This is a genomic window from Candidatus Nitrososphaera evergladensis SR1, assembly GCF_000730285.1.
GTDB classification, from domain to species: domain Archaea; phylum Thermoproteota; class Nitrososphaeria; order Nitrososphaerales; family Nitrososphaeraceae; genus Nitrososphaera; species Nitrososphaera evergladensis.
This window is the reverse complement of sequence record NZ_CP007174.1, coordinates 458,612-484,431: the sequence shown is the minus strand read 5'-3', so window position 1 is coordinate 484,431 and position 25,820 is coordinate 458,612. Positions and strand designations below refer to the sequence as shown.

At 44.2% G+C, this 25,820-nt stretch carries 28 protein-coding genes; 15 read left to right on the top strand and 13 right to left on the bottom strand.

All coding sequences use genetic code 11. The features are described from left to right. Window positions 1-266: 266 nt before the first annotated feature. Window positions 267-998 (top strand): hypothetical protein, encoded by a 732-nt coding sequence (locus NTE_RS02350; RefSeq protein WP_148699567.1) that lies wholly within the window; start codon window positions 267-269, stop codon window positions 996-998. A gap of 51 nt (window positions 999-1,049) precedes the next feature. Here the strand turns inward: NTE_RS02350 and NTE_RS02345 are convergent, their stop codons facing one another. From NTE_RS02345 to NTE_RS02325, 5 genes are all read right to left on the bottom strand, one after another. Further along, entirely contained in the window at window positions 1,050-1,316 is a 267-nt protein-coding gene (locus NTE_RS02345) for a hypothetical protein (RefSeq protein ID WP_148699566.1), read from the bottom strand. Between the two features lie 309 nt (window positions 1,317-1,625). Next, the gene (locus NTE_RS02340; protein ID WP_148699565.1) at window positions 1,626-1,982 is read right to left on the bottom strand and encodes a hypothetical protein; all 357 of its coding nucleotides are present in this window, start codon (window positions 1,980-1,982) and stop codon (window positions 1,626-1,628) included. Window positions 1,983-2,104: 122 nt separating this feature from the next. Further along, window positions 2,105-2,329 carry a hypothetical protein gene (locus NTE_RS02335; protein WP_148699564.1) on the bottom strand — a complete coding sequence of 75 codons (225 nt, stop codon included), beginning with the start codon at window positions 2,327-2,329 and terminating at the stop codon, window positions 2,105-2,107. 197 nt (window positions 2,330-2,526) lie between these two features. Continuing rightward, window positions 2,527-3,177 (bottom strand): CBS domain-containing protein, encoded by a 651-nt coding sequence (locus NTE_RS02330; RefSeq protein ID WP_148699563.1) that lies wholly within the window; start codon window positions 3,175-3,177, stop codon window positions 2,527-2,529. A 455-nt stretch (window positions 3,178-3,632) separates the two neighbouring features. Continuing rightward, entirely contained in the window at window positions 3,633-5,258 is a 1,626-nt protein-coding gene (locus tag NTE_RS02325) for a hypothetical protein (protein ID WP_226987127.1), read from the bottom strand. 302 nt (window positions 5,259-5,560) lie between these two features. Between NTE_RS02325 and NTE_RS02320 the strand changes: the two genes are divergently transcribed. The 3 genes from NTE_RS02320 (at window position 5,561) to msrA (ending at window position 7,943) form a co-directional block, all read left to right on the top strand. Next, entirely contained in the window at window positions 5,561-6,814 is a 1,254-nt protein-coding gene (locus tag NTE_RS02320) for a Rieske 2Fe-2S domain-containing protein (protein ID WP_148699561.1), read from the top strand. Window positions 6,815-6,999: 185 nt separating this feature from the next. Beyond that, window positions 7,000-7,389: a methionine-R-sulfoxide reductase gene (locus NTE_RS02315; RefSeq protein WP_148699560.1), complete on the top strand. Its 390-nt coding sequence runs from the start codon at window positions 7,000-7,002 to the stop codon at window positions 7,387-7,389. Then, a complete protein-coding gene (gene msrA / locus NTE_RS02310; protein ID WP_226987126.1) occupies window positions 7,389-7,943 on the top strand; it encodes a peptide-methionine (S)-S-oxide reductase MsrA in 555 nt (184 codons plus the stop codon). The genes NTE_RS02315 and msrA overlap by 1 nt, the downstream gene beginning before the upstream one ends. 43 nt (window positions 7,944-7,986) lie before the next feature. Here the strand turns inward: msrA and NTE_RS02305 are convergent, their stop codons facing one another. Beyond that, window positions 7,987-9,204: a PQQ-dependent sugar dehydrogenase gene (locus NTE_RS02305; protein WP_226987125.1), complete on the bottom strand. Its 1,218-nt coding sequence runs from the start codon at window positions 9,202-9,204 to the stop codon at window positions 7,987-7,989. Window positions 9,205-9,732: 528 nt separating this feature from the next. Between NTE_RS02305 and NTE_RS16270 the strand changes: the two genes are divergently transcribed. Together NTE_RS16270 and NTE_RS02300 are read left to right on the top strand one after the other, a co-directional pair. Beyond that, complete coding sequence (locus NTE_RS16270; protein ID WP_158385020.1) at window positions 9,733-9,918, top strand: hypothetical protein; 186 nt, start codon at window positions 9,733-9,735, stop codon at window positions 9,916-9,918. A 178-nt stretch (window positions 9,919-10,096) separates the two neighbouring features. Then, on the top strand, window positions 10,097-10,330 hold the full coding sequence (locus NTE_RS02300; RefSeq protein WP_148699559.1) for an Lrp/AsnC family transcriptional regulator: 234 nt from the start codon (window positions 10,097-10,099) through the stop codon (window positions 10,328-10,330). Between the two features lie 231 nt (window positions 10,331-10,561). On the opposite strand, the gene NTE_RS02295 is transcribed toward NTE_RS02300, so the two are convergent. Further along, window positions 10,562-11,665: a hypothetical protein gene (locus NTE_RS02295; protein WP_148699558.1), complete on the bottom strand. Its 1,104-nt coding sequence runs from the start codon at window positions 11,663-11,665 to the stop codon at window positions 10,562-10,564. A 269-nt stretch (window positions 11,666-11,934) separates the two neighbouring features. Between NTE_RS02295 and NTE_RS02290 the strand changes: the two genes are divergently transcribed. Beyond that, window positions 11,935-12,207 (top strand): DUF3892 domain-containing protein, encoded by a 273-nt coding sequence (locus NTE_RS02290; RefSeq protein ID WP_148699557.1) that lies wholly within the window; start codon window positions 11,935-11,937, stop codon window positions 12,205-12,207. 74 nt (window positions 12,208-12,281) lie between these two features. Here the strand turns inward: NTE_RS02290 and NTE_RS16265 are convergent, their stop codons facing one another. Then, window positions 12,282-12,455: a hypothetical protein gene (locus tag NTE_RS16265; RefSeq protein WP_158385016.1), complete on the bottom strand. Its 174-nt coding sequence runs from the start codon at window positions 12,453-12,455 to the stop codon at window positions 12,282-12,284. Between the two features lie 218 nt (window positions 12,456-12,673). On the opposite strand from NTE_RS16265, the gene NTE_RS02285 reads away from it, so the two are divergent. Continuing rightward, window positions 12,674-12,973, top strand: coding sequence for a hypothetical protein (locus tag NTE_RS02285; protein ID WP_148699556.1), 300 nt, complete (start codon window positions 12,674-12,676; stop codon window positions 12,971-12,973). Between the two features lie 188 nt (window positions 12,974-13,161). Here NTE_RS02285 and NTE_RS02280 read toward each other — a convergent pair whose 3' ends face one another. Further along, complete coding sequence (locus tag NTE_RS02280; RefSeq protein WP_226987124.1) at window positions 13,162-13,557, bottom strand: hypothetical protein; 396 nt, start codon at window positions 13,555-13,557, stop codon at window positions 13,162-13,164. A gap of 420 nt (window positions 13,558-13,977) precedes the next feature. On the opposite strand from NTE_RS02280, the gene NTE_RS02275 reads away from it, so the two are divergent. Next, window positions 13,978-15,852: an FAD-binding protein gene (locus NTE_RS02275; RefSeq protein WP_148699555.1), complete on the top strand. Its 1,875-nt coding sequence runs from the start codon at window positions 13,978-13,980 to the stop codon at window positions 15,850-15,852. A 521-nt stretch (window positions 15,853-16,373) separates the two neighbouring features. After that, the gene (locus tag NTE_RS02270) at window positions 16,374-16,787 is read left to right on the top strand and encodes a VOC family protein (protein ID WP_148699554.1); all 414 of its coding nucleotides are present in this window, start codon (window positions 16,374-16,376) and stop codon (window positions 16,785-16,787) included. A 241-nt stretch (window positions 16,788-17,028) separates the two neighbouring features. On the opposite strand, the gene NTE_RS02265 is transcribed toward NTE_RS02270, so the two are convergent. Together NTE_RS02265 and NTE_RS02260 are read right to left on the bottom strand one after the other, a co-directional pair. Further along, the gene (locus tag NTE_RS02265; RefSeq protein ID WP_158385014.1) at window positions 17,029-17,832 is read right to left on the bottom strand and encodes an alpha/beta fold hydrolase; all 804 of its coding nucleotides are present in this window, start codon (window positions 17,830-17,832) and stop codon (window positions 17,029-17,031) included. A 240-nt stretch (window positions 17,833-18,072) separates the two neighbouring features. Then, window positions 18,073-19,059, bottom strand: a complete 987-nt coding sequence (locus tag NTE_RS02260; RefSeq protein WP_148699552.1) for an NAD(P)H-dependent flavin oxidoreductase — start codon at window positions 19,057-19,059, stop codon at window positions 18,073-18,075. A gap of 315 nt (window positions 19,060-19,374) precedes the next feature. Here NTE_RS02260 and NTE_RS17250 point away from each other — a divergent pair, with 315 nt between their 5' ends. From NTE_RS17250 to NTE_RS02250, 3 genes are all read left to right on the top strand, one after another. Then, a complete protein-coding gene (locus tag NTE_RS17250; protein WP_264357935.1) occupies window positions 19,375-19,509 on the top strand; it encodes a hypothetical protein in 135 nt (44 codons plus the stop codon). 292 nt (window positions 19,510-19,801) lie between these two features. Then, window positions 19,802-20,704: an MEDS domain-containing protein gene (locus NTE_RS02255; RefSeq protein WP_148699551.1), complete on the top strand. Its 903-nt coding sequence runs from the start codon at window positions 19,802-19,804 to the stop codon at window positions 20,702-20,704. Then, entirely contained in the window at window positions 20,704-21,312 is a 609-nt protein-coding gene (locus NTE_RS02250; RefSeq protein WP_148699550.1) for an MEDS domain-containing protein, read from the top strand. Before NTE_RS02255 ends, NTE_RS02250 begins: the two co-directional genes overlap by 1 nt. Window positions 21,313-22,412: 1,100 nt before the next feature. Here NTE_RS02250 and NTE_RS02245 read toward each other — a convergent pair. Continuing rightward, entirely contained in the window at window positions 22,413-23,267 is an 855-nt protein-coding gene (locus NTE_RS02245; protein WP_226987123.1) for a translation initiation factor IF-2 subunit alpha, read from the bottom strand. An 892-nt stretch (window positions 23,268-24,159) separates the two neighbouring features. Between NTE_RS02245 and NTE_RS02240 the strand changes: the two genes are divergently transcribed. Then, entirely contained in the window at window positions 24,160-24,351 is a 192-nt protein-coding gene (locus NTE_RS02240; protein WP_148699549.1) for a hypothetical protein, read from the top strand. Window positions 24,352-24,752: 401 nt separating this feature from the next. Beyond that, a complete protein-coding gene (locus NTE_RS02235) occupies window positions 24,753-25,046 on the top strand; it encodes a hypothetical protein (RefSeq protein ID WP_148699548.1) in 294 nt (97 codons plus the stop codon). Between the two features lie 28 nt (window positions 25,047-25,074). Here NTE_RS02235 and NTE_RS02230 read toward each other — a convergent pair whose 3' ends face one another. Continuing rightward, window positions 25,075-25,518 carry a universal stress protein gene (locus NTE_RS02230; protein ID WP_158385010.1) on the bottom strand — a complete coding sequence of 148 codons (444 nt, stop codon included), beginning with the start codon at window positions 25,516-25,518 and terminating at the stop codon, window positions 25,075-25,077. Window positions 25,519-25,820: the final 302 nt, after the last annotated feature.

Below are 25,820 nucleotides of genomic sequence, written 5' to 3'. Positions count from 1 at the left end.
TGCAAATGAATTCCATCTCGAGTAAGGAGTTTTTACTACACACCACGTATCATGCAGATAAGGCGTTTTTTGTTCTATTGTTGTTATTATTATCGCATTGTCCAACGCGAACGATACAGTACCAATAAATAACTTGTACTCAAAAATTTGCATGAATTTGTTATATAATCACAAACGCATCAATTGTTCTGAAGATATGTACATTTTCCTTAAATAATTGCCAGCTTAGTTACGTTATACATGCAAAACAGGGTGAATTATGAGAAATGACGTCGGATAGTAAACCACACAAACAAGACAAACGTCATCATCTAGCGATGCGAGCAGTAGTCGTCGTGATACTGACAGCAGCAACCGCAACAGCCCTCTTGTCATTTGGCATGACCGCACAGGCCGATGCACAGCGCGTCATTGTGAAACCAATCCTTCAAGATACTTACCGGGTAAAATTCATCCAAGTGAAGGTCCTCAATGACCATGAGGGTGCGCTGAGTGGCGATGGCGAATTCAAAATGTTTGGAGGAGCCAATGGCAAGCAAATCTTCATAGATACTTGCACCCCTGCGGCCGGCAAAAGTGACTGCGATGGAGGAATGAACGACGTGTCTCCTGGCGAAGTCGTAAAGCTTCCTGCATCAAAGTATGTTGACATCAATGTAGCACCCGGCGGGGCGATTAACGTTGGGGCATACGGAATAGAAGAAGATTGGGAAGGCTGGACGCCACCAAAGTTGCCTACTTGGGCAGAGACTACCTGCAAACCCATACCTGGCGCCCATTACGTCTGCGACTACTGGCCTCAAATATCAAAGGTGGCGTCGTGGCTTGGTGCTCACCTAAATTCAAATGAGAAGCTAGGAGTTGTAAATGTGGCATATACGGCACCAAACTATCCTTCGGGCAACATCAGTGTGCGTTCGAGCACCGGTGACTACATACTTACCTTCAGTATAGAAAAGATAGGAGGCGTATCACCTCCGTTAGCAAGGCAGCAGTAGTGCCAATACATACGGGGCATAGGGGAGAGACAATAGCTGGAAAAAATCATCTCAGGCCTTCTGTTGTCCCTTTTCCCCCTTTTTCCATACCTGTATCTGCCCACCATATACCTCATCATTATAGAAGAATCCTGGGATTTGTGCGTAGCACCCTTCTCTGCCAGAACTAAATGTTTTTGGAGGCAAAGGAATCTCGTGCTCTATGCCATCAGGCATCCGTATCACTGCAAATGCGATCTTGTTGCTTTTCGGCTTTGATGGCGGGGAAGAAGAGGAAGGATTGGTGTTGTTAGTTGTAGTAGCACCGTCTGCGGACATTTTCGTGTGTATTCTACTTCATAACACCTATTATAAAAAAGCGCGCCAGCAAAACAGCGAACTATTTACGGTCTTGCAAATTGTGCTCACATTTTGCCGAATGTAATCGATACCCGACTACTTGACAGAACCCTATCGTCATCGTCCAAAAATAATGACAATCCTTTTTCTTGATGCGTATTTTTTGCGTGTCCAAAAAGATGATGATAACAACAGTAGTAGAAAGAAATGCATTTGTTCTTAAGGTCAGGCAGAGAGGGACAGAAGAAGCAGTGAGAAAAGCTATCTCATTCTCTCTTGTGTTCTCTTTTAACCCTTGTAGGCGTTTTTGTGCCAGAGAAAACGGTCATCTTTTGCCGCCGCTCCTACTATTTCTTGGCCGCCAGTTAGCAGAAGACGGTCTTCTAGCTCCTGCAATCTGTTGAGTGCTTCAACATTGGACCATAACTTGGCGTATTTTTCATCCAGCCTAATTTTGCGAAATACTTCCATTACTTCGCTCTTTTCAACGCCGTGCTTCATATCATATTCTATCTGCTTTATACAGAACGTAGCCGTGCCAAATTTCTTGTGATTGCGTTTTTCAGAATATGTTGCTGTAGAGGCTAGACCTCTTGCAAATTTGACTGCCACTTTTTCAATATGCTCAAGGTGCCAGTCCTTCATGGCAAAAACATTTGGTTTCATTGTTTAGTGATGCCCCTCCCCTCTTGTTCTTATTCAAAACGACATTTAATCCATGGTGCGCGTTTGTAGGTTCTGCAGCGCACTCTTATCTTGTAGTAAGATCACTTTATCTCAGTGTAGAACCGATCGATGGAAGCAAAATATAGTGCACCAAAAATAAGGTCAGAGCTTGGCAAGCTCGTCTGAAAAGTAATTCTGGCAAATTGTGCATTCTTATCAAGACGCATTATCTGTCCTCTAAAGTCGGCATGATGGGATACGTGCCTTATTATGACTTCAATTCCTATCTTGGCTGCCTGAAACTCTTCGTTTGTAGGTGTTGACATATTACTAGAGTATACACGTGCCAATCATTTCTCAGAGTATCGATCACATCATTACCACTGCATTCTTCTGCCAGAGGCCCTACCTTAACGGAGTTGATTGTCTCTCAAAGCAGAGGGTTACCAAAGATTGTTATGCCGATGCTGAAGTTCAGTCCTATCTTCCTTGTCGACATATAATACCAGAGGACAATACACGCTCAGCCAAGTTTAGGCCTGAATAGCTCAGTAAGTGCCTCCATCTCCAGTTGGTCCAGAAGACCACCTCTATCTGTTGGTGATGACGGCAATGGCTGCTGCTCGCTCAGGAGTCCTGAAATCAATGCTCGACTCCGTGCAATGGCACGAAAAATATCCTTGTCAGTGATTATCCCGATGATTCCTCCTTCATTATTTACCACAATCAACCTCCGAAAATCTCTTGTCTGCATTATCTGGATTGCCTCAGTCAACGAAGTTTCAGGTCTAACAGTAACTATGGGCTTGCTCATCACGTCGTGGACAGGCGCTTGTATCGCGATTAATTTTAGGGCAATGTGTCTTACAATGTCGCGTTCGGTAATGATGCCTGTCGGTTCGTCAAAGGAAGGTTGTTTTCCATCTGTTGTTGATGATGATGACGAGGATGATGAGTAGGAAGCAGGATTCTTGTTTTGCCCTTTACTGGCTACTACCACCACGCTGCCAATATTGTTATTATGCATGACCCTGCAGACATCCAAGATGGTTTGCTCTTCACTAACAGTTTTCACGTCCTGAACCATTATGCTCGAAATAGGCATTACGTTGATGCTACTGGCAGCAGTATCATTATTACTCCTAGAATTGCCGGAAGAAGCAGTTGTTGTCATTTGACACTCTGAAAATACCAAAGACTCGTATTTACGAGATTCGTTGGTGAGGTTGATCTCTATGTCTTATGATAACGCAGACTTACACCATGACATCAGGATGCATCTTTCTGCGATGGTCTTCCATCTCTTCAAATGCCGAAAATTGACGGCTGCAAACATCGCATAGCTTTCTTTGATGGTTGTTTCGTCTGGCCTCACCGCGGGCTAATACCATCCGGATCCGTACGATTCCAAAGAAACGCGCGAAGTCCATATTATTCATATATACAACAAAAAGTACGATTTTGTTATTATAATGGGTTTGGCAATTTCACTCTGTATGGAAACTAAGTGGCCATCTTCTGTGTAAAAAAGAGCACAGACATACGCATACACACACGCATGTTCTATCGTATGGAGATAAAGATAAGAGGAGGAAGAATGAGAGCTTTCTATCACTTTCTCTTCCTCTTTCAGTCATCCACCTCCTCCTCATTATCTTCCTCGGAGGAAGACAACAGTAGTCCTGCCGCAACGTCTTCTCTCAGATAGTTCATTACTTGTTCGTCTTTGTCGAACCGGCCGTCCTTGAGCTCGCCCATAAACTCCTCAAACGAGACGTCTGTCCCAAACTGCTTTGCAAAGCTGCTGTCCCTTTCAAAGAGGTCTATGGTGAAGAGGTTTGGCGGCGGGTTGGGCGGGGGCAGGAATATGGTGACGTTTCTGAACACGGGGTCAAACGTCCCATCAAGCGGCTTTGACAGCTGCTGCATGTCCTTGGCGGAAAGAGTCTTGCCCCTGAGCGACGGATCAAGTATGGGTGTGTCGACTCCATTTACCATGATGTGGCCCGGGACGTACGAGTGCACCGCCCTCAAAGACAAGTCACCGGTAAGGTTCTCTGCGCTGTCCGGCTTTTCCTCATGCGGGTTAGGAGCAGGGGCAGGCAGCGGCTCGTGGAAGGCATGGTTGTATGCCTTTTCAAGCTTGGCAAGGTACACTTGAATGGTCTGGTTTCTTGCATCGGCCGGATCAATCCCGCTACCAACTAGACCAAGGTACATCTTGCCAAGGTTTACTGCCACCGTGTGAATTGCTATGTTCTCGCTGTTCCTTGGCTCCCCTCCTAGAATTATCTGGTCATCTCCATGATCAAGCAGGGTACTAAGATTAAGCCTTTCATCCTCTATGCTGCCTGGATTGGGGCCATCGCGGATCGTATTATATAGGTCATGGGACACAAGCTGCAGCACCCCAAGGTCCTCTAGTGTTACCCTGTCGCCTTTGTTGTAGATTCCCACTAGTTTCAAGACTCCACCGTCGTTTGCTGGCATCGTGATGCTGCGGACTCTGTTCGTGTTTCCTGTATCGTTCCAGTGATTGAATATAACGCTGAGAGGAGGAAGGGCACCCTTCTTTGACTGATCAGGCTGCTTCTTGTTGCCGCCGCTGTCATCGTTACCTAGAATGGGAAATGAGGATAATGATGATGCCGCCACAGCACTTTTGCCATTATTTTTTTCATCGAGAGTCAGCGTGTAGGTTTTGCCGGGGGTTCCATGAAACGTAAATGGAGTCAGCAGTCCTGTTTTCACAACCGCTTTTCCGGACCGGATTGTTGCCGACATATGCAACGGCTCGCCGTTAGCTGTCAAAGCGTTTACAACCAGCGTGGATGACGGCGATGGTGGTTCAGTCTTTTTCTTGAAAAAAGCAGTCAATTCAATTACGGGCAGAGATTTTGAAAGCTTTACCTGTTTAACACTATTTGTATCGCCATCCTTCCAATGGTCAAAGGTAAATTGCTGGTTGTCATTTACCTTGACGACATATGTCGCTCCCTCTTTGCCTACAAAAGCCATAGGAGTATTTCCTTTCTTTAGTGCCTGTTGCTGATTCTCCTGACCATGATTGGGAGGAGGAGGAGGGACAGATGGAGGATGGTCGCCCGACCAAATCTCCACAGGTATGCTTATCGGCTTGTTGCTGCCGTTTGACGGCAGCGAGAGTGCGTTTACGATAAGGACCTTGGATTGAGCACCTTCAGCTGCGCCCACTCCCAAAGAAGGCAAGAGCGAGTGTGCTAAGGACCCAGCCAAAATCAATACCATAAACGTGACGGTTACAATCACGTGTACGTTTGATGAGGCTCGCATGGTGGTGGCTTTTTCAAGAGTGTAATGACTTAAAGTTATTATGTAAAGAGATACTTGATTGGCAGTCTCTTTAATTATAATATTACAATGAACCGGAACTTATCTTAGCATCCATCTCTGTTGCGAGTGTGAGAAGGCGGCCAAACATATACAGCTGGAAGTCTTGTCTAATTTTTTGCTTCCTTGCCATAACAGGAAAAAAGAAAAGCGAGGCTGGAGAGATGTATATACAGAGATGAGCAGATATGCTCGACGATGAAAATAGTAACAATAATAATTTTCAATACATCTGTCGCGCTGACCAAATATCACAGGGGCAGTCAAGAGCGTTTACAATAACAACAAATGGCGACCGTGGCGGAGGCGGCGGTAGCAGCGACCGCAATAGCAAAATCGAAATCGCCGTTTTCAACGTGGATGGTGCCTTCTTTGCGATATCAAACGTCTGCGTGCACAAGGGTGGACCTCTAAATGAAGGCGCCCTCAAAGGCGACATTATTACGTGCCCCTGGCACGGCTGGAAATATTCTGTCAGGAATGGCAAGTCTGCGCACAAAGGTGGTGACAGCATAAGCTCGTATCCGGTACGGGTCTTGGAGGGAAGAATCTATGTAAGCCCTATTCCCAAAGCCGTCGGAAAGAGAATATCCAAACCCCACAAGGCATATCAGGAACTCGAAAGTGCAGTCAAGCAACATATTAGAAATGTTGAAAGTTCGCAGGTTCTGCCAGTTGATGATGACAACGCGACAAAAGTTCGCGTCCTAGGTCTCTCTACAACTAACATGAACGACGAGGTAACGCCTCGAAAAAGTACTTCTGAATCATCTCTACAGTTTGCGTTAGATTATGCGAAGAGGAAATACGGCGCAGAAACCGTCATGCTCAAGCTCAGGCAGCTCAACTTTCGTCACTGCGAAGGCTATTACTCCAAAAACGCCAAGGCTTGCATCTTTCCGTGCTCGATATCAGAGATGGATGAGAAAGACCAGATGATAGAAATCTATCAGAGAATGATAGTGTGGGCAGACGTGGTCATTGTCGCGACACCAATCCGCTGGGGAAGCGCCAGCTCTCTGTACTACCAAATGGTCCAGCGCATGAACTGCGTGCAGAACCAGATAATTACGCACAACAACTACTTGATACGCGACAAGGTGAGCGCCTTTATCATAACGGGCGGACAGGATAACGTGCAGCATGTCGCCGGCGAACTCTTGTCATTTTGGTCGCAGCTGGGATTCGTATTTGGCAAATTCCCGTTCTCTGGATGGAGCCGGGGCTGGTACGCAGAGGATACTGAGAACAATGTCTCGGATAATGCAAAATCTCTGGCTTTCAAGCAAGACATCATGCGAACAGTTAGCGGCGCGGTAGAAATGTCGCGTCTAATCAAAAAGAACAGGTACGATGAGAAAGTAATAACAATTGATTCAAAGAATAATAGTAATAATAATGGGGCGACGATTCGCGAGTCGGTCGGCTCTACGCACGAGTAGGTGCTTATGTCCAGAAACACACACATGCATACATACATACATAACTATCAGTGACTTGAATTGGACAAGCAAGTCAAAAGCTTGGCTTATTCCGAGGCTTCTCGCACTCTCCCTGCGCAGGTTTTTTGTAAGGCAAATAAAAGACATAAAGGCGCGAAGAGTGGAAAAAGTAGTACACATACACTATGAGTTACAACAATCTAACTCCAGAAGAAGAAAGAATAATAGTACGCAAGGGAACGGAGCGCCCTTTCTCTGGTGAATATGACAATTTTTACAAAGAGGGCACATACGTATGCCGGCGATGCAACCAACCTCTTTTTTCGTCCAAGAGCAAGTTTGATGCAGGCTGCGGATGGCCCGCTTTTGATGACAGTTTTCCCAATGCCATAAAACGCCTGCCAGATCCAGATGGAGTAAGAATGGAGATAGAGTGCGCAAAATGCGGCGCTCACTTGGGGCATGAATTTATCGGAGAAGGGCTGACAGCCAAGAACACTAGAGAGTGCGTCAATTCACTGTCAATACGTTTTATCCCTGCACGAGGACGTGATAAAGAAGAAGACGACAAGTGATGATGATGATGACAACTGAAATCGCTACGCTTGCCAATGGCTGCTTCTGGTGTTCTGAGGCAATATTCAGACGGCTAAAAGGCGTAAAATCGGTCCTGCCAGGCTATTCAGGAGGAAAGGTAGAAAATCCATCGTACGAAGCTGTATGCACGGGAAGGACGGGTCATGCAGAAGCCGCTCAAATAGAATTTGATCCAACAGTTATTTCTTTTGAAAAACTGCTTGATGTTTTCTGGCATACCCACGATCCAACTACCCTTAATAGACAAGGCAATGATGTGGGCACGCAGTACAGGTCAGCAATATTTTACCACGATGATAAACAAAGGGAGATTGCAGAGAATTCAAAGAGAGAGCTTGAGGCTAGCGGCGTTTACAAAGACCCCATTGTGACAGAGATAGTACCTTTTAAGAAATTTTACGTCGCAGAAGATTACCACAAGAAATACTACGAATATCATCAGGATGCTCAGTATTGCAGGTTTGTCATCGAACCGAAGATCCATAAACTGCTCAAGCAATATGGGAAGGACGTAAAGGACGAGTTAAGCTAGCTAGCGTCAGTGTTGCTGGAGAACCCGAAAAAACAAAGAAAAGTTATTGTGGCGATATTCGAAGAATCTTGTCGTCATCAACTGCAGGCGAGCCTCTTCCATCTGTGTTGCTTGTCAAGACATAGACATAGCCATCGGGTCCCTCTTGAACATCGCGCAGCCTCCCGTACATATTCTGAAAGATTGCTTCGCTCGATATGACTACTGACGATGATGATGCTGCTTCTTTATTGTTTTCTGCGCTGGTGTCCAGCTGCATTACTTCAAGATGCTGCCCCCTCAGGGTCGCCACAAGGAACTTGTTTTTCCACTCAGGGATTTTATCTCCATGATAAAAGCTTGCGCCAGAAGGGGCCCACGTGACATTACCGGTTTCCAGGACTGGATCTACGTATCTAGTATCATTGGCCTTTCCAATAACATTGGGCCATCCATAGTTTTTTCCAGGTTCGATTACATTAACTTCATCGTGTGCGAAGAGACCCTTCTCACCTGATGGCCCATGCTCGGCCTCTACAAGCTTGCCCGTCGATGGATCCCAGTCAAATCCCTGTGGATTTCTATGACCGTACGAGTAAACGGGCGAGTTGGAAAAGGGATTATCCGCAGGAATGGTTCCGTCCGAATTGATCCGCAAGATCTTGCCTGCCAGAGAGCCAAGGTCCTGCGACGAGCTTCCATTCGCAGCGTCTCCAGTGGCCACGTAGAGCTTTCCATCGGGGCCAAACTTGATCCTGCCACCATCATGATTTGACGCGGCTGGAATTTTGTCCAGAAGGATCTGTTCATTAACCAGCGCGTTATCCTTTTCGGTAAATTTTGAGACTCGATTGGCAGAGCCAAAAAATGGAATAGTAGAGTATGTGTAGTAGAGATAGACAAAGTGGTTCTTTTCAAAATCCGGGTCCAGGGCCAGACCCAAGAGGCCACCCTCTCCAATTGCAGCAACGGCGCCGATCTTTGCAACGGGCTGTTTTGCAAGCGTGCCGTTTGCTTCTATCACTTGCACATTCCCCGCCCTTTCTGTAAAAAAGATTCTTCCGTCGGAGGCAAAGGCGATTGACCAGGGGATATGGAGATTAGAGGCGACAGTCTCTACTTTCAGTCTTGATTCTGCTTCTTGTCGTTGTTGTTGCTGCTCCGAGAGATTCTGAGCAGCGACTGGGGACAATAGGTTTGGGGACACCACTACAGAGAAGATGACAACGGCCATGACAAGCAAGGTAACGGCTGCTGCAGCTTTTGTTGATGTGCACGGCATCAATAGCATCATAATACTTTTTTTACTTTTTTTATCGTCACTTTCATCATTAGGACTCTCTCCCTCCCTCGCTGTCTTGCTTCTACTAATCTACGCGGCTATTTCGGACTTGATGATATTTTAGGATGTATGGAAGGTCATTCTCTTGGCACTAAAACATCCCTTATGCCACGAAGGATTGCGCATCATTATTGTCGGAGTGCATTTCTGCCTCATTATTGAATTGCCCGATGCGAGCTATATTGTACCTGTAGTACAACCTATGCTCTTATTGCTGTTATTGGCTCTCGCAGGCCAGATTCCATTCCTCAAATTCCTAGATCTTATCTTTCTTTGCTTTTGTGTTTACAATTTTATAAATTCTGAATTATTTAGGAATACCATAATTGAGCCTAAGAAGAACCTCAAGCTTGAGGGTAACCAGAAGATCTCGTGCCTGAAATGTCTTATTCTCACATAACGAAGTGCTCATGGTTTTTCCGCGCCTTTCAAAAACCGGCGTTCCTGCCAACGGTAAAGGGGTTGCCTATGAGCCATCGCCACGTACTGCCGTCCGGCTGGCTTCGTGCCACTTCGATTGCATACACGGACATTTGCCGGGACGGTGAGGACATCTTCCACTCGGTGCGCATCAATGCGATGTCGCCAGCTTGGATGACCTGCTTGATGTTGAAGTCAAAGGAAGCATCGCCGAAGCAGATAGTCGCCGGTTGAAAGAGATCCGCTTTTTTCCCCTCCACCCCTCGTGAATTCGTGTCTCGTTTGAGCACCCACGTCCGGATTTTTCACGGGTTTCTGGATAAACATACTAATTATAGAAATGATCTAGAAAATTATCCAAGTATAAAGAAACGAAAGAGTCTTTATCATCGGATGTCTCCATATCTAGTTGATGACACTTGCCTTGTGTCTGATAAAATGCGATTACCAATCAGTGAAAGAGACCTTGCAGAGCATAAGAAAGGTAAAAGGCGTTTTAGAATCGCATGAAACTAGCGGCCCGTATGATGCCATCCTGAAGGTAAAGGCAGATTCTCAAGAAGAGCTGCGAAGCATAGTCAGGAACTTGGGTACAATTTCCGGCGTCTTTGCAATATTGACTGCGATTGTATATAATGTAAAGTAGCAGGACCGGGCGGAGGCGACACGTCGCTCTGCTTCTTTCTCGTCTATTCTTTTAGTACTATATCAATGCCATGCATTTTTTGCTGTTAAAGGACCGTAGTGGTAACTGTGATGATAATGAAGTGGGGAGGGGCGATCATGGTGCAGAGGAGTAGCAGCTGCCAACATACTATTGCCATCAAATAATTGTCAACATCATCACTGATATGCTGTTGCTACTACTATCACTATCTCATTCTTCTTGCTGTATCTTAACACTATGCACTATATTTTCAAAGACTGGGAGATATCTTTGATAGTGCTTAGCTTTTATCTCAAAGTCCTCTATTGATACAAAGGTAAGTGCCGAGTATGACAGCTCTACTCTGAGGTTAGAAGAAGCTGAGGTGTAGGTGTATCTCTTTTCGGTTGTTGTTATGTTGTGTAGCGTGTCTAGGAAATTGGCAATCTTATCAGCATCTGTACCAGTGGCAGTGGTGGTATTGGTAGTGGAGGCACTATTGGCAGTAGTAGTTTCTTGATTGGTACCAGTTGTATTCGTACCGCTTGAACCATTAGCAGTATTATTGTTGTCAAGGATACTGCTGCTATTATTGTTGTTCAGGTTGGTATTATTATTAGCAAGATTAGCAAAGCCAGCAAAGAAGGCTCCCAAGAATAACTTGAGTATTGGAGCCATGTCACATTCTTGTTCTGTTACTGTAAAATTGTGGCCGTTTATTATTGCAGTATTATTATTGTTATTGCCACTATTACCAGTGCCATTGTCATCGTTAGGATTCAATGGTTTGCAATATGGATTTTGAGCAAACAAGTCTATTTCTTGTCCTTCTGTTTGATTTTGCTCTGTAGCGAGTTGCCTTTGCAACGCATCACCTTTTTGCAATTTTATTGTAATAGTTGGAGAAAAGGGATCATTGGCAGCAGCACCATTGTTGTTGTCATTGTCAAGACTGCTACTAATATTGCCATTAGTGGGAGACGAGAACGATGAGAATAAAGAAAATGGATTTGCAACACCAGGCGGAGAGGAGGATTGCGTTGTCGTTCCTGTTGCATTTTCAAGTTTTAGAGTAATTGTTATTTCATCGGGCGTTCCAGCCGTGCTATTTTGTTCTTGTACTGTTCTTGCCCAGCCATTAGGAAATTCTATATTTTCTATTCCGAATTGTAAATTGGAATATGTATTGTTGTTATTGTTGTCGCTATTATTGTTATTATTACCGCCGGCTATTTGAATTTCAGCGAAAGATACGTGAACTAGCCCTGCAGTTACAAGACCTGAAGCCAAGACTATTGCAACAAAGACACGTAGACTTGATCCGTCGGAGAACATATCTTTATTTTTTTGAGATCTGATGCTAATAAAGCGTATGTCCTATAAAATAATGCACGAATCTTTTACGATAATAAATAACCCTACTTGCTTGCTCGCTCGTTTGTTAGAAGAATCGCGGAGATTTTTTTGCAGGGAGTTTAACCTGCAGGTCCTGTGATGTGTGGCTTGGCTTCTAAGGATGGTTACCTTGCCGGTCACAACAATTCTTCTCGTAGAAGCACGACTGATATAATATTCTTATAAAGAAGCTAATTCCTAATCTAGTTATGGAAGAATTCCGCATTCGTTGCAAGGTAAACGACGCATCCGGAAGACTTGCAAAGGTAGCTATAGGAGTAGACCAGTTTACGGTTGAACAAATTTGGAACTGGATTGCTACAAACAAGTATGCGTTCTATACCGAAGAGAACGGCATAAAGGCACCAGTTAAACATGTGCAGAAAGGACGGCGCAAATACATCACAACAGCTCCTGACGGCATTACAGAAAATAATCTGGCGGAGCTTCAGATCTGCAAAGTCAACATGGGCAGCAGGTGAGCTCTCTGACTCATATGCATACGTATATCTGGAATGACGGATTAACAGCTGACGCTGTTCAAAATACAAGCTTCTTAAACTCGGTGCTCAGACAGCTCATCTGAGAAATAGTGCTGACAAATAACACAGTCCTTGTCAAGCTCCTTTATTTCTCCTCTAAAGTCTGCATGCTCTGCCAAGTGAATCACCACGAATTCAAGATTCTCTTTCATCTCTTCTGTGTCAAAGCTCTTTGTTGCTGGTGACATGATATCATCATGACTTATGCATTAATCACTTTTGAAACTATTGCTCTTCCCTTTCTTCCGTTCTGCCTACACACATACATATGCCAACGAGGGGTGCAGAGGGCGGGCGGGCTGTTGCCTTTAGTATTCATCTTTTCGATACAAAATGGAATTAATTCCGATATACTCAATCTCCGAATATTATAGAATCAAGGCGAACTCGTGGGAGCGAGGTAGACATGAGAGATTGGGAGGAGCCTGATAACAATAACGGAGGGAGGAAAAAGAAGACGCTTGTCAATAGGATGTATGAACAAATGAACGCTTTGACTCCAAGGAGAGGATACAACCTTGTCCGAATTGACCCATGGTCCATACAGGATGAGGATGATGCGCTTACCCTGATTGGGCACTTTGACACCTACCAAGAGGCTGCTGACGCCAAGAAGAAATACCCTACGCACAACACCACTATTTACGGTCCAAGGAACAGAGAGGTGGACATAAAGGGTTGGCAGCGGGCGGTCGCCTTGTCCTGATGCCCGCATCTTGTGCGCCAGTACGATGTCTCCTCTACTGTCGGTTGGGAATTCACAAAAAATATCCCAAGTGAGCAAGTACACAGGCGGAAGTTCGACGAACTTTGCATTTGGCCGTATGCCCCCGCCACTCAGTTATACGAGTGGATGAAGAAGAAACTCAATGCGTATTTTCTGGAAGGCTTGTTTTACTGATGATGCCTCTTGATAAGCCCTTCGTTCTGTAAAACAGGCAATATCTTTGACAGTATTATGCTTTCATGAGAGGCATCTTTTTCAAATGATGCTATTAGAAGAGCATAGTCCTCGTGTTGCAATGGAATAGATGCCCTCTTCACCTTGTCATACAAAGTGAATGTGTACACGGCTCTTCCCAGCTTTGCTTCGTAATCCTCTCTTGTCTTCATACGAAGCACGGATTTTATGGCAGAACCTTCCAGCTCTTCAAATGTAAGCATTGGAGTCACGCCTTCCCTGAACTGATGAGCGACTACCTTTCCCATCTTGTTTGTGATGCCTGCAAAGCGAATTGACTTGTCGAGTGATAGTATCTCATTGCATATTTTTTTCAGGTTGTCTACCATGTCTATCTACTATTGTACCTCCTTCGATATATTGGAACAACGGCACCATCGTTTTTAAGGCGATCTTTAACATTTCGCGCGTGCTAACTCTTCTTCTTCAACGATTGAAAAATGGCATTTTTGTTCTAGTGTCTTAACCGCCGGCGGCAACAACCACCCGTGCAGGTTAAATGCGGCTCGCTTCTCGTTCGTAGAAGCTGTCCCCTTGTTCAATATCGGATCAGAGATATCAAATCATCCTTTCCAAGCTGATCCGTTATGATAGTTGATTTTCGTGTTTGCACTAGTCAATCTGCCAGTGTTGTTATCAATCTCAGATCAATGATAATAATAGCTTTTTGGTTTCATTACTTTTTCCTCGAAGCTGTGAGCTCTCGTAGTTAAATAACACTTTGCTGAAGATGACTTGATCCACAAAAAATGGCGGATCATGCTAAAAAAGAATCGAACTACTTTCTATGCGATGTTTTAGTTCTAGGTGGCGGGTCTGCGGGTCTTCGAGCTGCAATTGCAGCTCATGATGCTGGCACCAATGTCCTCATAGTTAGTAGAAGTAAAAGAGGTGATCCTCATACAACACTTGCAAGAGGAGGCATCAATGCGGCGCTTGGCACCATGGATCCGGAAGATAACTGGATGGTACATGCAAGTGACACACTGAGGGAAGGCGAGTTCATTGCTGACTATGAAAAAGTCGAGGTACTTTGCAAAAATGCACCCGACGCCATAATGGAACTAGTAAACTGGGGTGCCAGATTTCACAGAGAAAAAGATGGCAGGCTAACGCAGCGGTTTTTTGGAGCTCACACATATAGAAGGACTGTATTTTACGGAGATTCGACGGGCCAGGAAATAATTCGGGTGTTGATGGAGCAAGTAAATCAGCGGAAAATCAAAATGATAGACAATGTTTACATTACGAAATTATTAAAGTCAAACGATAGTAGTAATAATGATGATGGAAATGACGATGATGATTATCATGGTGAAGTAAATGGAGCACTTGGCATAGATATCGAAAATAAAGGGCTTGTAAGATTTGTATGCAAATCTTTAGTCATTGCAGCCGGCGGATACACACGGGTCTACCCGGTCAGCAGTTCCAGGCTTTTTGAAAACTACGGAGAAGGCGTAGCTTTAGCATATGAAGCAGGTGTAGATCTAGTAGATATGGAGATGGTGCAGTTCCATCCTACTGGAATGGTTTGGCCCGAAAAAGCAGTGGGCGTGCTGGCCACAGAAGCAATACGTGGTGAAGGAGGCATTTTGTTAAATTCAAAAGGTGAGAGGTTTATGAAGAATTATGATCCTGAAAGAATGGAGCTAGCACCACGTGATGTGGTGGCTCGTGCTAATTATAATGAAATAATTTCTGGAAGAGGTACGGAGCACGGTGGAGTTTGGTTAGATGTTACTCATCTACGAAAGGAAGTAATTCAAGACAGGCTTCCCACGATGTATCAACAATTCCTAGAACTTGATGGAATTGATATATCCAAGGAGAAAATGGAGGTTGCGCCCACTGCACACTATTCTATGGGTGGAGTCGTAGCAGACATAAAGTGCAGAACGAGGATTAGGGGTTTATTTGCTGTTGGAGAAGTAATAAGTCAGATTCATGGCGCTAATCGTTTAGGTGGAAATAGCTTGCTAGACACAATGGTTTTTGGAAAAATTGCTGGTGAGGAAGCGGCAAGACTAGCAAAGCAACAAAAAGAAGGCGTCGCGGGAGAAGGAGGAAGAGAAGATGCAAAGAAAACTAATGACGACGATAATTATCATGATGAAGGAATAATCTTTGTAGTTAAAGAACCAATTAAATTTCATAACGAAATACAAGAGATAATGAAACAGAATGCAGGAATAATAAGAGAAGAGACAAGACTCCAAAATGGATTGAAAGGAATTTTGGAATTAAAGGACAAGTTTTATTCCAAAGACAACATTGTAGAAGTATCCAAAGTTGATGACAATAATTCTGAAAATATTGTTATGACCCTGCAGGTAAAGTCATCTCTGGTTGCTTGCGAGGCCATAATCAGAAGTGCCTTGATGCGACAAGAGAGCAGAGGAGCCCACCATAGATCTGACTTTCCAAAGCTTGATGATGAAAGATGGAAAGCAAATATCTATTGCAGGAAGAAGGAAGGAAAGGAAGTATCTGGGACGGCTTTTGTGGCGGCGGAGGCGGCAGAAATGGTATTGTTTAAACAGAATGTTAAAGAAATCAAAGGACCATTGTCAGACTTTCTCAAAGTACATGTCAAAGCAGCACACCAACGCGAATTCGAATAGCAATAAAAAAAATAATAATAATAACTAAACTGCCAAGCTAATCTCTCATTGTATCTGGTTTATGACAAGATTCTCTGATTTCATCTCGTCATCACACCTTCCGAGAACTCAAGCACATCAATCTCGCATACATCAGACTTGACTTTCTCAGTCGATTTTCTGATCCTGTCAAGTAGGTACATCATTATCTTCTTCTTGGGCTGCCAAAGTCGAAGATTCCTTTCGCCGTAAGCGTCGTATGCCGTTGTCGCCTTGTTTTTTTACAGCCTGCCGAAAGGAGGAAATCGAAGTGGTATTTGCTCATAAACTTGGGGCCAGAATCTAATGTGTCCTTGTTCACTCTGATTACTTCAGTCTCCAATGCCTTTTTATTTTTTGTATTTAGGGTTCTATCTCCATACAGGGACTAGACCTTTGAAAATTAGGGGTTCTATCGATTGGCTCTTTTTGGGTCTTTGGCAGTCTCCATTTGATCCGTTTCCCCTCCCTAAAAGTTCATTTCAATCTCTGCAGTAAGGAAGATGATGATGTTCAAGTCCCTTGACTTTTTGTATGTTCCTGCGCCTGATATCGAGTCTTCGGTGAAATACTACACACAAGTGCTTGGAGGCAAACTGCTATGGAAAATACATGCCTACGGAGTTTGGGTTGCATGTATTGAACTTTCAAAGGACGAAAAGAGGCCATATGTTCTACTTGCGGATCACATCAAAAAGAATGATGTGATGTTGATATATCAGGTGGAGAACCTTGAAAACGCAGCCAGACAACTAAAATCAAGAGGCTGGAAGGAAGAAAGCAGGGTTGAAATTCCTCCCGGTCCATGCTGCACGTTCCGCGATCCTGCAGATAATGCCCTTGTCATATATGAAAACAAACGACCTTATGTTATGCAGGAGTTTAGAGGCAAGATTGACTCCGCCCCACCCACCTGAGGCGGCATCATCGTCGCTTCGTAGCATTATTGTTATCGGACCATAATGATGAAGAATAAAGGGTCAAAGGGTTTCATCCCAAATATTGGGTTCCAACCCCAATGAGTTCTTAGCTGATGAGCAAAAAGGGAACTCCTCCTTCCACGCTCGTTTTTGTGCCACTATCTGTTATAGTGGAATAATGATGGAACAGTTTGGCTCGACACCTTTTATCTCGAAACTAATCGTAATTCTGGAGATGTCAGTTCTTTTGTAGAAATTCCAGAACCTTAGAATTGAACGTCTGCGGCTGCGTCATTATTCCAAGTTCATGCGTTGCACCCTCGATAAAGACCTCCTCTGACCTTTTCATACGGGATTTGATAATCTCTGTAGCCCTTTGGAAAAACTCTGGACTTAATTCTCCTCTTACGAATAAGGTCGGCACAAGGGACGCACGATCCAGGTCGTTGACACTAAGACCTGAGGGCATTGGATTTGGCAGCTGTTTTAGAAACCCCGGAGCGTTACTTACCATTGATGTTCTTACTGGAGGAGGAAGCTGGTCAAAGAAGCCCTTTGACATTACTCCGTCTATGAATATTCGCACACCCTTTTCGAAATCTCCTTTTGCCATCGCTTCTCCAGCCGGTTTCAATACATTATCGACTAATGCTTGCGCTAGCTGTACATCTTTCTTGTCATTACTCTTGAAGACTAGTGGAATCGCAGGGGGTTCGCCAAGCACTAATGATCCTACCAATTCTGGATTTTTGCATGCAGAAAGCAAGGTTGTAAATCCCCCATCAGAGTGACCCACTAGATGGGCCGGAGCAAGATTGAGGTTGCGTATAAGCTCAGCCAAGTCTGAAGCAAACTGTGTGATTCCATCGTTATCGGCAGTGTATTGGAATCCCTCCTGAAACTCATTTGGATAGTTATGCCGCCTGCTGTATGCTATGACTCTGTAATGATGAGAGAAAGGCTCAATCTGTCCCTGCCAAATCCTATAATCAGCCACAGCTCCATGCACGAAAACTACTGATTGCTTGTTGTCAGATCCCAACTCTACATAATGCAGTCTGGTACCGTTGACCTCGACGGATTTCGTAGCAGGTAAATTAGCGGTCATAACTTATCGAACTATTGGTATTCGAAGAATATAAGGAATCGACGAATGATATTGCGCCGTGGTCTTTGTGTAGAAAAAGAGTTTCCGTTTTTATGCACGATCCTGCCTGCTTTTTGGCCTAAAGAAAGAACATTGGAGATGTATGATGGCTGTGACGACGGGCTTTTATTTCAGCTATGATAATGCATTTGCCTTCAATGACCTGATTCTTTCTTCAGCCTCATTCATTATATTGGTAATGATCTCCTTTGCTGGAAGAACATTCCGAATTAGTCCTGCCGACTGTCCTGAGAAGGGTACAAGTTCGTGGCTCCTTCCTTCCTTTATGCCAGTTAATATCGTACTTCTTAACTGTGGAGCCTGTGATTTTGCTTCGCCAGATTTTATATTCCATTCTTCTATGAATCGAGTACGTAGTGCACGTGGAGCGATCTCGCCATACGCATCGGGGTTTGCAACAGGAAAGACAGAGTCAAGGAAGTTTACTTTAATTGCATCTTCTGATTCTGCTGAAATTATTTGCTTCTGCCATTCTGGGCCAACGAGTGAGGCTTCGGACGATGCCAGGAATCGTGTCCCCATATTTACACCCTGTGCGCCCAACATCAAAGCTGCAGCTAGACCTCTTCCGTCCGCAATCCCTCCAGCAGCAATGACCGGTATTTTCTTATCGGCCACGGCATCAACGACTTGTGGCACTAATGAAAGTGAGCTTACATTGCCGGTAAAACCGCCTGCCTCGCTGCCTTGCGCAATAATAACGTCTACTCCTAATTCTGCCGCTTGACGTGCTTGTTTTACCGTATGTACTTGATGCATGAATAGGAGACCAGCGTCATGCACCCTTTTGACCAATTCTTTTGGATTTCCCAGAGCAGAAGACACAATGCGTGGCTTTGCTTCACTTACGACGTAATTGAAAATATCTTCGTTAAATGTCGTTATTGTAAAGTTGATTGCAAACGGACGACTAGTTAACTCTTTAGTTCTGGCAACCTGCATTCTCAGATCATCCATAGAACGCAAGGCGCTCCCGATGCTTCCCATTCCTCCTGCATTTGACACCGCTGACACTAATTCCGCCGTAGTGTAAGGCGCTATGGCTGCTTGTATGATAGGATATTGAATGTTCAGGACATCGCACAAAGGGGTGCGTATCATAATCGTTGAGAATGCCAATATTTCTTAAAAGATTTTGGTTCTCTTGCCGAATAGTCAAATGAAGGCGAAATTAATTCTTTGGCCTTTTTACGGCCAGCTAACTACTGCCACATCAGCGGTATTTCGGCCTGTGTACAACCCATTTTGGGCCATGCAAAAAGCGGCACAACTTAGCGTGAAAATGGGGCGTTCCCTTTTATCGACAAGGAGTAAAAATAGTATCCCTCACGTTGAGCGTGAAAATCCGCGCGGCCTCGTAAAAGCTAAAGCTCAGTGGCTGGAGTATTATTTTGGCCAGCTGCCGCGAAAAATAACTTGACACTTCTAGGCAAGAAGAACCATTACAATGTGAAACTGCTGAAGGGATATGGATGCTCCATCAGGCTAAAGGACAACAAGGCGGTACTGGGCGAAGGAACGGATGTATTTTACCGGGAAAGCAGAGGTTGAAGAATCGCTTGCCGCTCAATTGCCATCTAAGAGAACATCTCCTGCCGTAAAGGATGCCTCACAATTAGCGCAACAATAAGTGATCAGAGATGTTGCAGAATTTTGGTTAAAAACAAAACAGCATTCGCATTACACACTATAGTGCTTGCTTTAAATCCTGTTGTGTCTCCAGCTCAATGGAGCGTAAAGATGAGCCTTTTTAAGATACAATTGAAATTCCCGGAAGATAGAGCAAGAATCTCAAATCAAAAAGAAATTTTAGTCTGTCGGAGCCGCTTCTGGACGTCATCGATTGCAACCTGATCTGAAAATTGCAGACACCATCAGGTCCACTCTTAGGGCATCTCTAGGCGCTACGATATACGAAGTAATTGCATTGCATATCCAGAGTAGGACCGGCATAGACTTTTCCCATCCTGAAACGGTAGTGGGCAATGTCAGAGTTCTGGAAGATTCTCTTCATCAAACTTTTAAGGACAGCGCAGCCCCCTTGATGGAGAAGGCGGGAAATAAACTCTTGGCAGCCTTCTCACTTCCAAACGACTATAATAACAATAATTTCCAATATTCTCAAACGGGGGACTTGTCTACTCTTGTAGAAAAAATACTCAAGAGAAACGACCCTATTGCAATCCTCCACAACGCTCGGGATAGGGACCATTTTACCATGAGTTACACTCGCAAGGATGAGTTTCCAACTCTACTTGTTACCTTCCTTCAGCGAGGAGTTCAGAATAATTGCCTAAATGTGCTTGTCATATCAGAAGATGAGAAACGTCTGTTTGAATCTTTTTTGAACTCTTCAGAGGGTCATCATTATTATGGCAAAAGTACAACGGGCTTCTCTGACGATGACAGCATAGTCATAGTGACACATGACGAGTTGTATGGCGACATAGATTCTTTCTCTTCATCATCGTTATCATCTCAACCAGTCGTAGATAGCTTGAACCGAGTGAAACAGCGAGCCATCCAAAAGCAAATGTCGGGACTGAATATAGTTGGCACTTTTGCTGGCCGGCTCTTCAGCAAGGGTCGATTTGAGGAGTGTTTGCAAATAGAAAACCTATGGCATCATACTATACAGCAATTTTCTATGCCGATAACTGTCATGTGCCCCTACGAAAAACCAATTGATGAACCGCATCGAACTCCTCTTGCTATTTGTCATAACGGAGGGCTTCATCAAATATAATGACGACAACAATTACTCATCCTCTAGACTTCATAGTGACGCTAGACAGCAAGCCAATGCATATTGCGCTCTTTTACGAGGACGAAGAATATGCAAGAGAGATAGAGTATGCCTTTTTGAAAAATGGATTGGCAAAATCACAGCACTGCATCTATACAACCCACGGAGGCGATGCCGATATTGAAAGGATTCGGACAGAGATGATAAAACACGGGATTGACGTGAGCAAATTTGAGCCTGCAGGCTTTTTGCACATCCTGAAAATATCCGATCCGCGCGACGACCCATCAGGCTTTGAAAGAGGAATAGAGAATCTAAAAAACAAAATCGTTGGGAGAAAAAAGCCCCCAATAAGGCTGGTATCTCGATTTATAAAGGAAGTAGAAAGTGAGGATGATGCAAGGGCGAACATGCTGGTAGAACGTACCATCCACTCCCGCTTCTTTGACGATTACCAAGGCGGTCTGTTTATGTGTCCCTATCCAGTTGACAAGGTGCCTTCTCAGGTTCGTGCAGAATGGTTTCTAAATCATATGCAACACCATCACGCGGCAGTATTTGCCCCAAAATACTTTGAAGGATCAGGGCTAGTGTTAGAAAGGTACTGAATTTCTGACTGCTAAATCTTCTTTCGTCACATATGTATACAGGCGCTTACAGGAAGATATACTACTATACTCGTCACCGGCCGGCACAAGACCGCCATTAGCCATAGTACCGCAATAAAAATAGAACGAGAGAAGACGAGCACGTGCAGATATTGCATCCATGTCCATTTTTATCAACCTTCATTTGCCCCTCTCTGCCTCTCTCTTGCCCTTCTTCTTCCCATTTTGAACAGATAACGAAGCCTCGTGAATGCTTCGCAGCGCACCTCATTCTATCGACAACTAGTGGCAATCAATTACCCTAAACGACGTATTGCTGACATCTTTTTCCGCATTAGTAGCATGAAATACACATATTCATTATCAACATGGCAACGGGAGAAACTTCTTGACCTGCCTGCATGGAGCCGCGACTTCAGCAGTAGTGGCAGTAGTAGCCATTTGCAACAGAGCGAGATCCAACGATGACCAGCCTAAAAGAAGCAACAACGACAAAATGCAAAAGCCAGAAACAAAAGGAACCACCATCATCATCACTGGATACCTTTGCTCGTGCCGAGATTTTCGATTACTATAATGGAATTTGCTATTACTGCTGCACTCAATTGCAATGGCAAGATTTTTCTGAACGGTGGATTCTTAGACACAAAGGCCATACGGGCATTCCGACTACTGTCATTGCACCCTATGCGCCAACATGTCTGTCCTGCGATGGTAGAGTCGGGACACGGCCCTTGAGAAAGGGATTCTTTTGCAAGCGCGGGCATAACCATGGATACAGACATAGCACTAGCCAATTGCATGAAAACCGCTTTTCTAGCTAGAGAGAGAGAGAGAGAGAGAGAGAGAGAGAAAGGGAGTATTGACGCGGTATATGATGCTACTATTTTTCTTTTCACCCACGCCGTTGCCAACACAACATTGCTTCCGAAAATACTGCTGTCGTTGACATCATTACTACTACTGCCGCCACCGCCAGGAGTCGGTGAGCGAGCGCGTGGGCGATATTATTAGAAGATCGCGTGGATCTCTGCGGCTCCTCCTTTTTTGATCCTTATTTTGTTGCTCCCTCCTCATCGTCATCATCATCACCGTCATAGTCATGTTGTTGTATTTGCCGACGATGCCTTCTTTTTTGATTCCTCGCGTGTAAAACTAAAGGTACCATTATGCTTTCTCATTGCATTCTCTATCTTTTCAGTGGCGTTAGTAAGTGCCTTTTCTGCTATCTTGAAATTCTCTGCCTTGATTGTAAGTCGGTATTTTGGCGCGCCGATGTACGCTATGTTAATTTCGGCTCTCCCACCGCTGCTTCCGCTCTTGCTTTTTTCAGCATCCAGCAGAATATTTTTTATTATCTCGATGCCATCAGGTTTTTTAGAAGAAATCTCCAGTATTCCCCTTACCTCCACAAGGGGAACCTGTATCTTTTTGCTCTCTCCTTCTATAGCCTCCAGTACTTTAGCATCAAAGCCGAGATTCTTGATGGAATCTATTCCCTTTATTGCAACTGTCTCAAATAGAGAATAGAGGTCATCATACTTTTGAAGGGCAAGGTCTGTGATTTGCTGCAGTTGGGCATCATTCAGGCCTGCCACGACCTTGATAGTGTCCATAAAGCCAGACGCCTTTTCGCTTTTCTTTATTTCAATGAGTTTCTCTTTTCTTTCCTCCCCAGAAACCTGCTTTAAAGATGTGTCAACTTCTGCCCGTGCCTTGTTAACCCTTATTACTTTTAGAACAGCCTTTTGCCTCGGCCTAATGTATCTCTGAATATTACGTACCCACCCCGTTGCAACCTCTCTGATACCCAGAAAGCCGGTAAGCCCGTCATATTCGTCTAGGCTAACATAGGCCCCATGACCTGTGACATCCTTTATGGTGGCAATTACAATATCACCCTCCTCGGGAAGTGGCTGCTCATGCGATGGTTTGATCTCAGACCTTGAAGACAATATATATACAAGAGAATAGGTCGCATCCTGACACTTTAAAGGTTGGCAATTTTTGCTCCTTCGAAGGAGCACCTGCCAACGAGGAAGGGAGAAGAAAAAAGCTTCGCTGCAATGCGCGGGAAGTCCCAGTGAAGCTGCACCTGTTTCTCGGTGAGGCTGAAAGGTACCATGTTGCATTCCGGCCCCAAATGCGGACTTGGCAGGTAGTGATTTTGCCAATGCCGACCGTCATGGAGCTGACCGTACTCCTCCTCGTCTACAAAAGGCAACTAGAGCATAAGATTCTGAAAAAGCACAAGACTCTTACATGTGACCTGCTTCTTGTTAATTAGGTTCTGGAGAAGCTGGAGGAATTATGAAAGATTGTATTCAATGCTTTAACCCTATAAATTCCGACGCTTTATCCTTCGAGCAGCGTCTTATCGGTGACCAAGATTTCTGTCGCAGATGTTTTGATGAAGCAATAGATGGCGAAGGATTAGCCTTCTTGGATAGCTCTCGCTTCTTGTCATCTAACAGATAGCTTACACCATGAAAATGACTGTAAGGGGTTTCACTGTTTCTAGAAGGAATGGAGGCAAAGGGTGACGTGTTCATAAAAGACAAGTCATAGGCTGCACCGAGCACCAATGTTGTAATATTCTATGGCCTGATGTTGCAGTTTTTGTTTGCATACAATCAATACACACATTGCTGGAAGGGCTTTCGCCCAACGTAACAATCCTGGACCAATTTGTAACTCCGAGAGCGGCGCTTGTAGGGTTGCCAATTCTTTTCACTTGGTCATGTCCAAGAATATGCCACACACTTCCGAACGGCCAAAAAAGAACTGCAAGCCAAAGCTTAAGAGGATAGGAGGATACATGCTCTTAGGAGAGTAGAGGTAAAAAATATGGACGAACGAGAATATGACCAGCTAGACGCACTTACTTCAAGCTCCGTCATGGAAATCAGCAGATTAAGCCTGATAGTCAAGAACTTGAGGCAAAGGGTGGAGTCGCTAGAGAAAAATCAGACTGAACTGATGGACAAAATCAACGAATTAGAAAAGCAAAAGGAAGATGATGACGACGATAATGGCTAGTCGGTTACTTGCCACAATAGAGAATGGAGAATTCTTGATTAGGATTACTGGACACGCGGTGTTGGACTAGGAATAATAATAAAAAAACATCGTAGATGTATTCCCGTCGATATATTGAGCAAACCATAACAAGAGTGTCTCTCACCCTTTTACGGTTTTGTTCAAGTAATTCTTGCAGCAAAGTTCAGAACAGAAATATAACGGACTTTGTGTCGACGTTGCATATATGATTCCTTCGGTAAAGTCTTGGAATTCTTTGCCACATGATTTGCAAACTCGCATCATATTTTCTTTTCATTTGATGATGTGAACCCTTTCATAAAAGGCAATCTGTCAAGGCTTGGATAAGCCCATATTCTGCAGATATCTTTCTATAAGACATAGGAGAATGTATCTTGTAAATGGCAAAAATTAGAGTGTACAAGAGAAATTCAACCTTCATTGATTTGTCAGATTTAGTCGAGCGAATCGGCAGTATTGGACTTGCGGAGACTTTGAAAAAATACTACAACCCGCCATTTGAGCATGAGGCCAAGAGCATAGTTGCAGGGCCAAGCTTCATGCAATACCTGAACCGGGTGTTCAAGACTCAGATTGCAGCTGGAGATATACTACAGTTTGAGTCGGGCGATCACGACAAGTATTTCATGTTCTCGCTAACCGGGACGTGGGACGAGATAATCAAGTTGCAATAACTATGAACGAGATAGAGATGCATGCAATTCATCTTACGACCAGTACTGGACACGGCGCATAGGCCAGTACACCTGCTGCAACGCTGCCAAGGAACATTTTCTCAAGCTCTGACTTACCTTTCGAACCAACCACAATAAGGTCAATCTTATCCTCTTTGGCATATCTTGTTATTTCTGCTGGAACCGATTCTGCAGTCTCTTTCATTTCGGAGCTAATTTCAACTCCATTTTCCTTTCCTCGCCTCTGGATTTCTGCAAACCACCCGCCAGTATCTTTATTGATATCGTCAATAAAGTCCTTATGCCAAGCTGAACGCGGATAGAGGCTTTCGCCAAAAGGTATGTGAATAACGTAAAGAGCGGTCAATGCAGACTCGTATTTTTTTGCAAGCGATATAGCGATGTCGACCGCTCTCATTGACTGATCAGATCCGTCAACTGCCACAAGGATTTTCTCAAATTCCTTTGTCATTTTCATTGGGAAAGCGAGATGTATAGCAACTGGCAAACCAAACTGCACAGTATCCTATTATTACTCTAAATCGAATCGATGAATTTGTCTTCAATAGTTTCCAAAGCTCTTTTTACATAGGCGTTTGTGAACATTGAAGGCAAGCGCAGTCGTATTCCTTCAGGTAACGAACTGTTCAGTGTCTGCAGCATCGCAACGCGCGCATCGATGTTTGATGCTTCTCTAACGGCAGAAATTTGAATTAGAATATTCTGTCTAAAGGTTATCATTGTACACAATACATTAACCATATCTCGCTTATA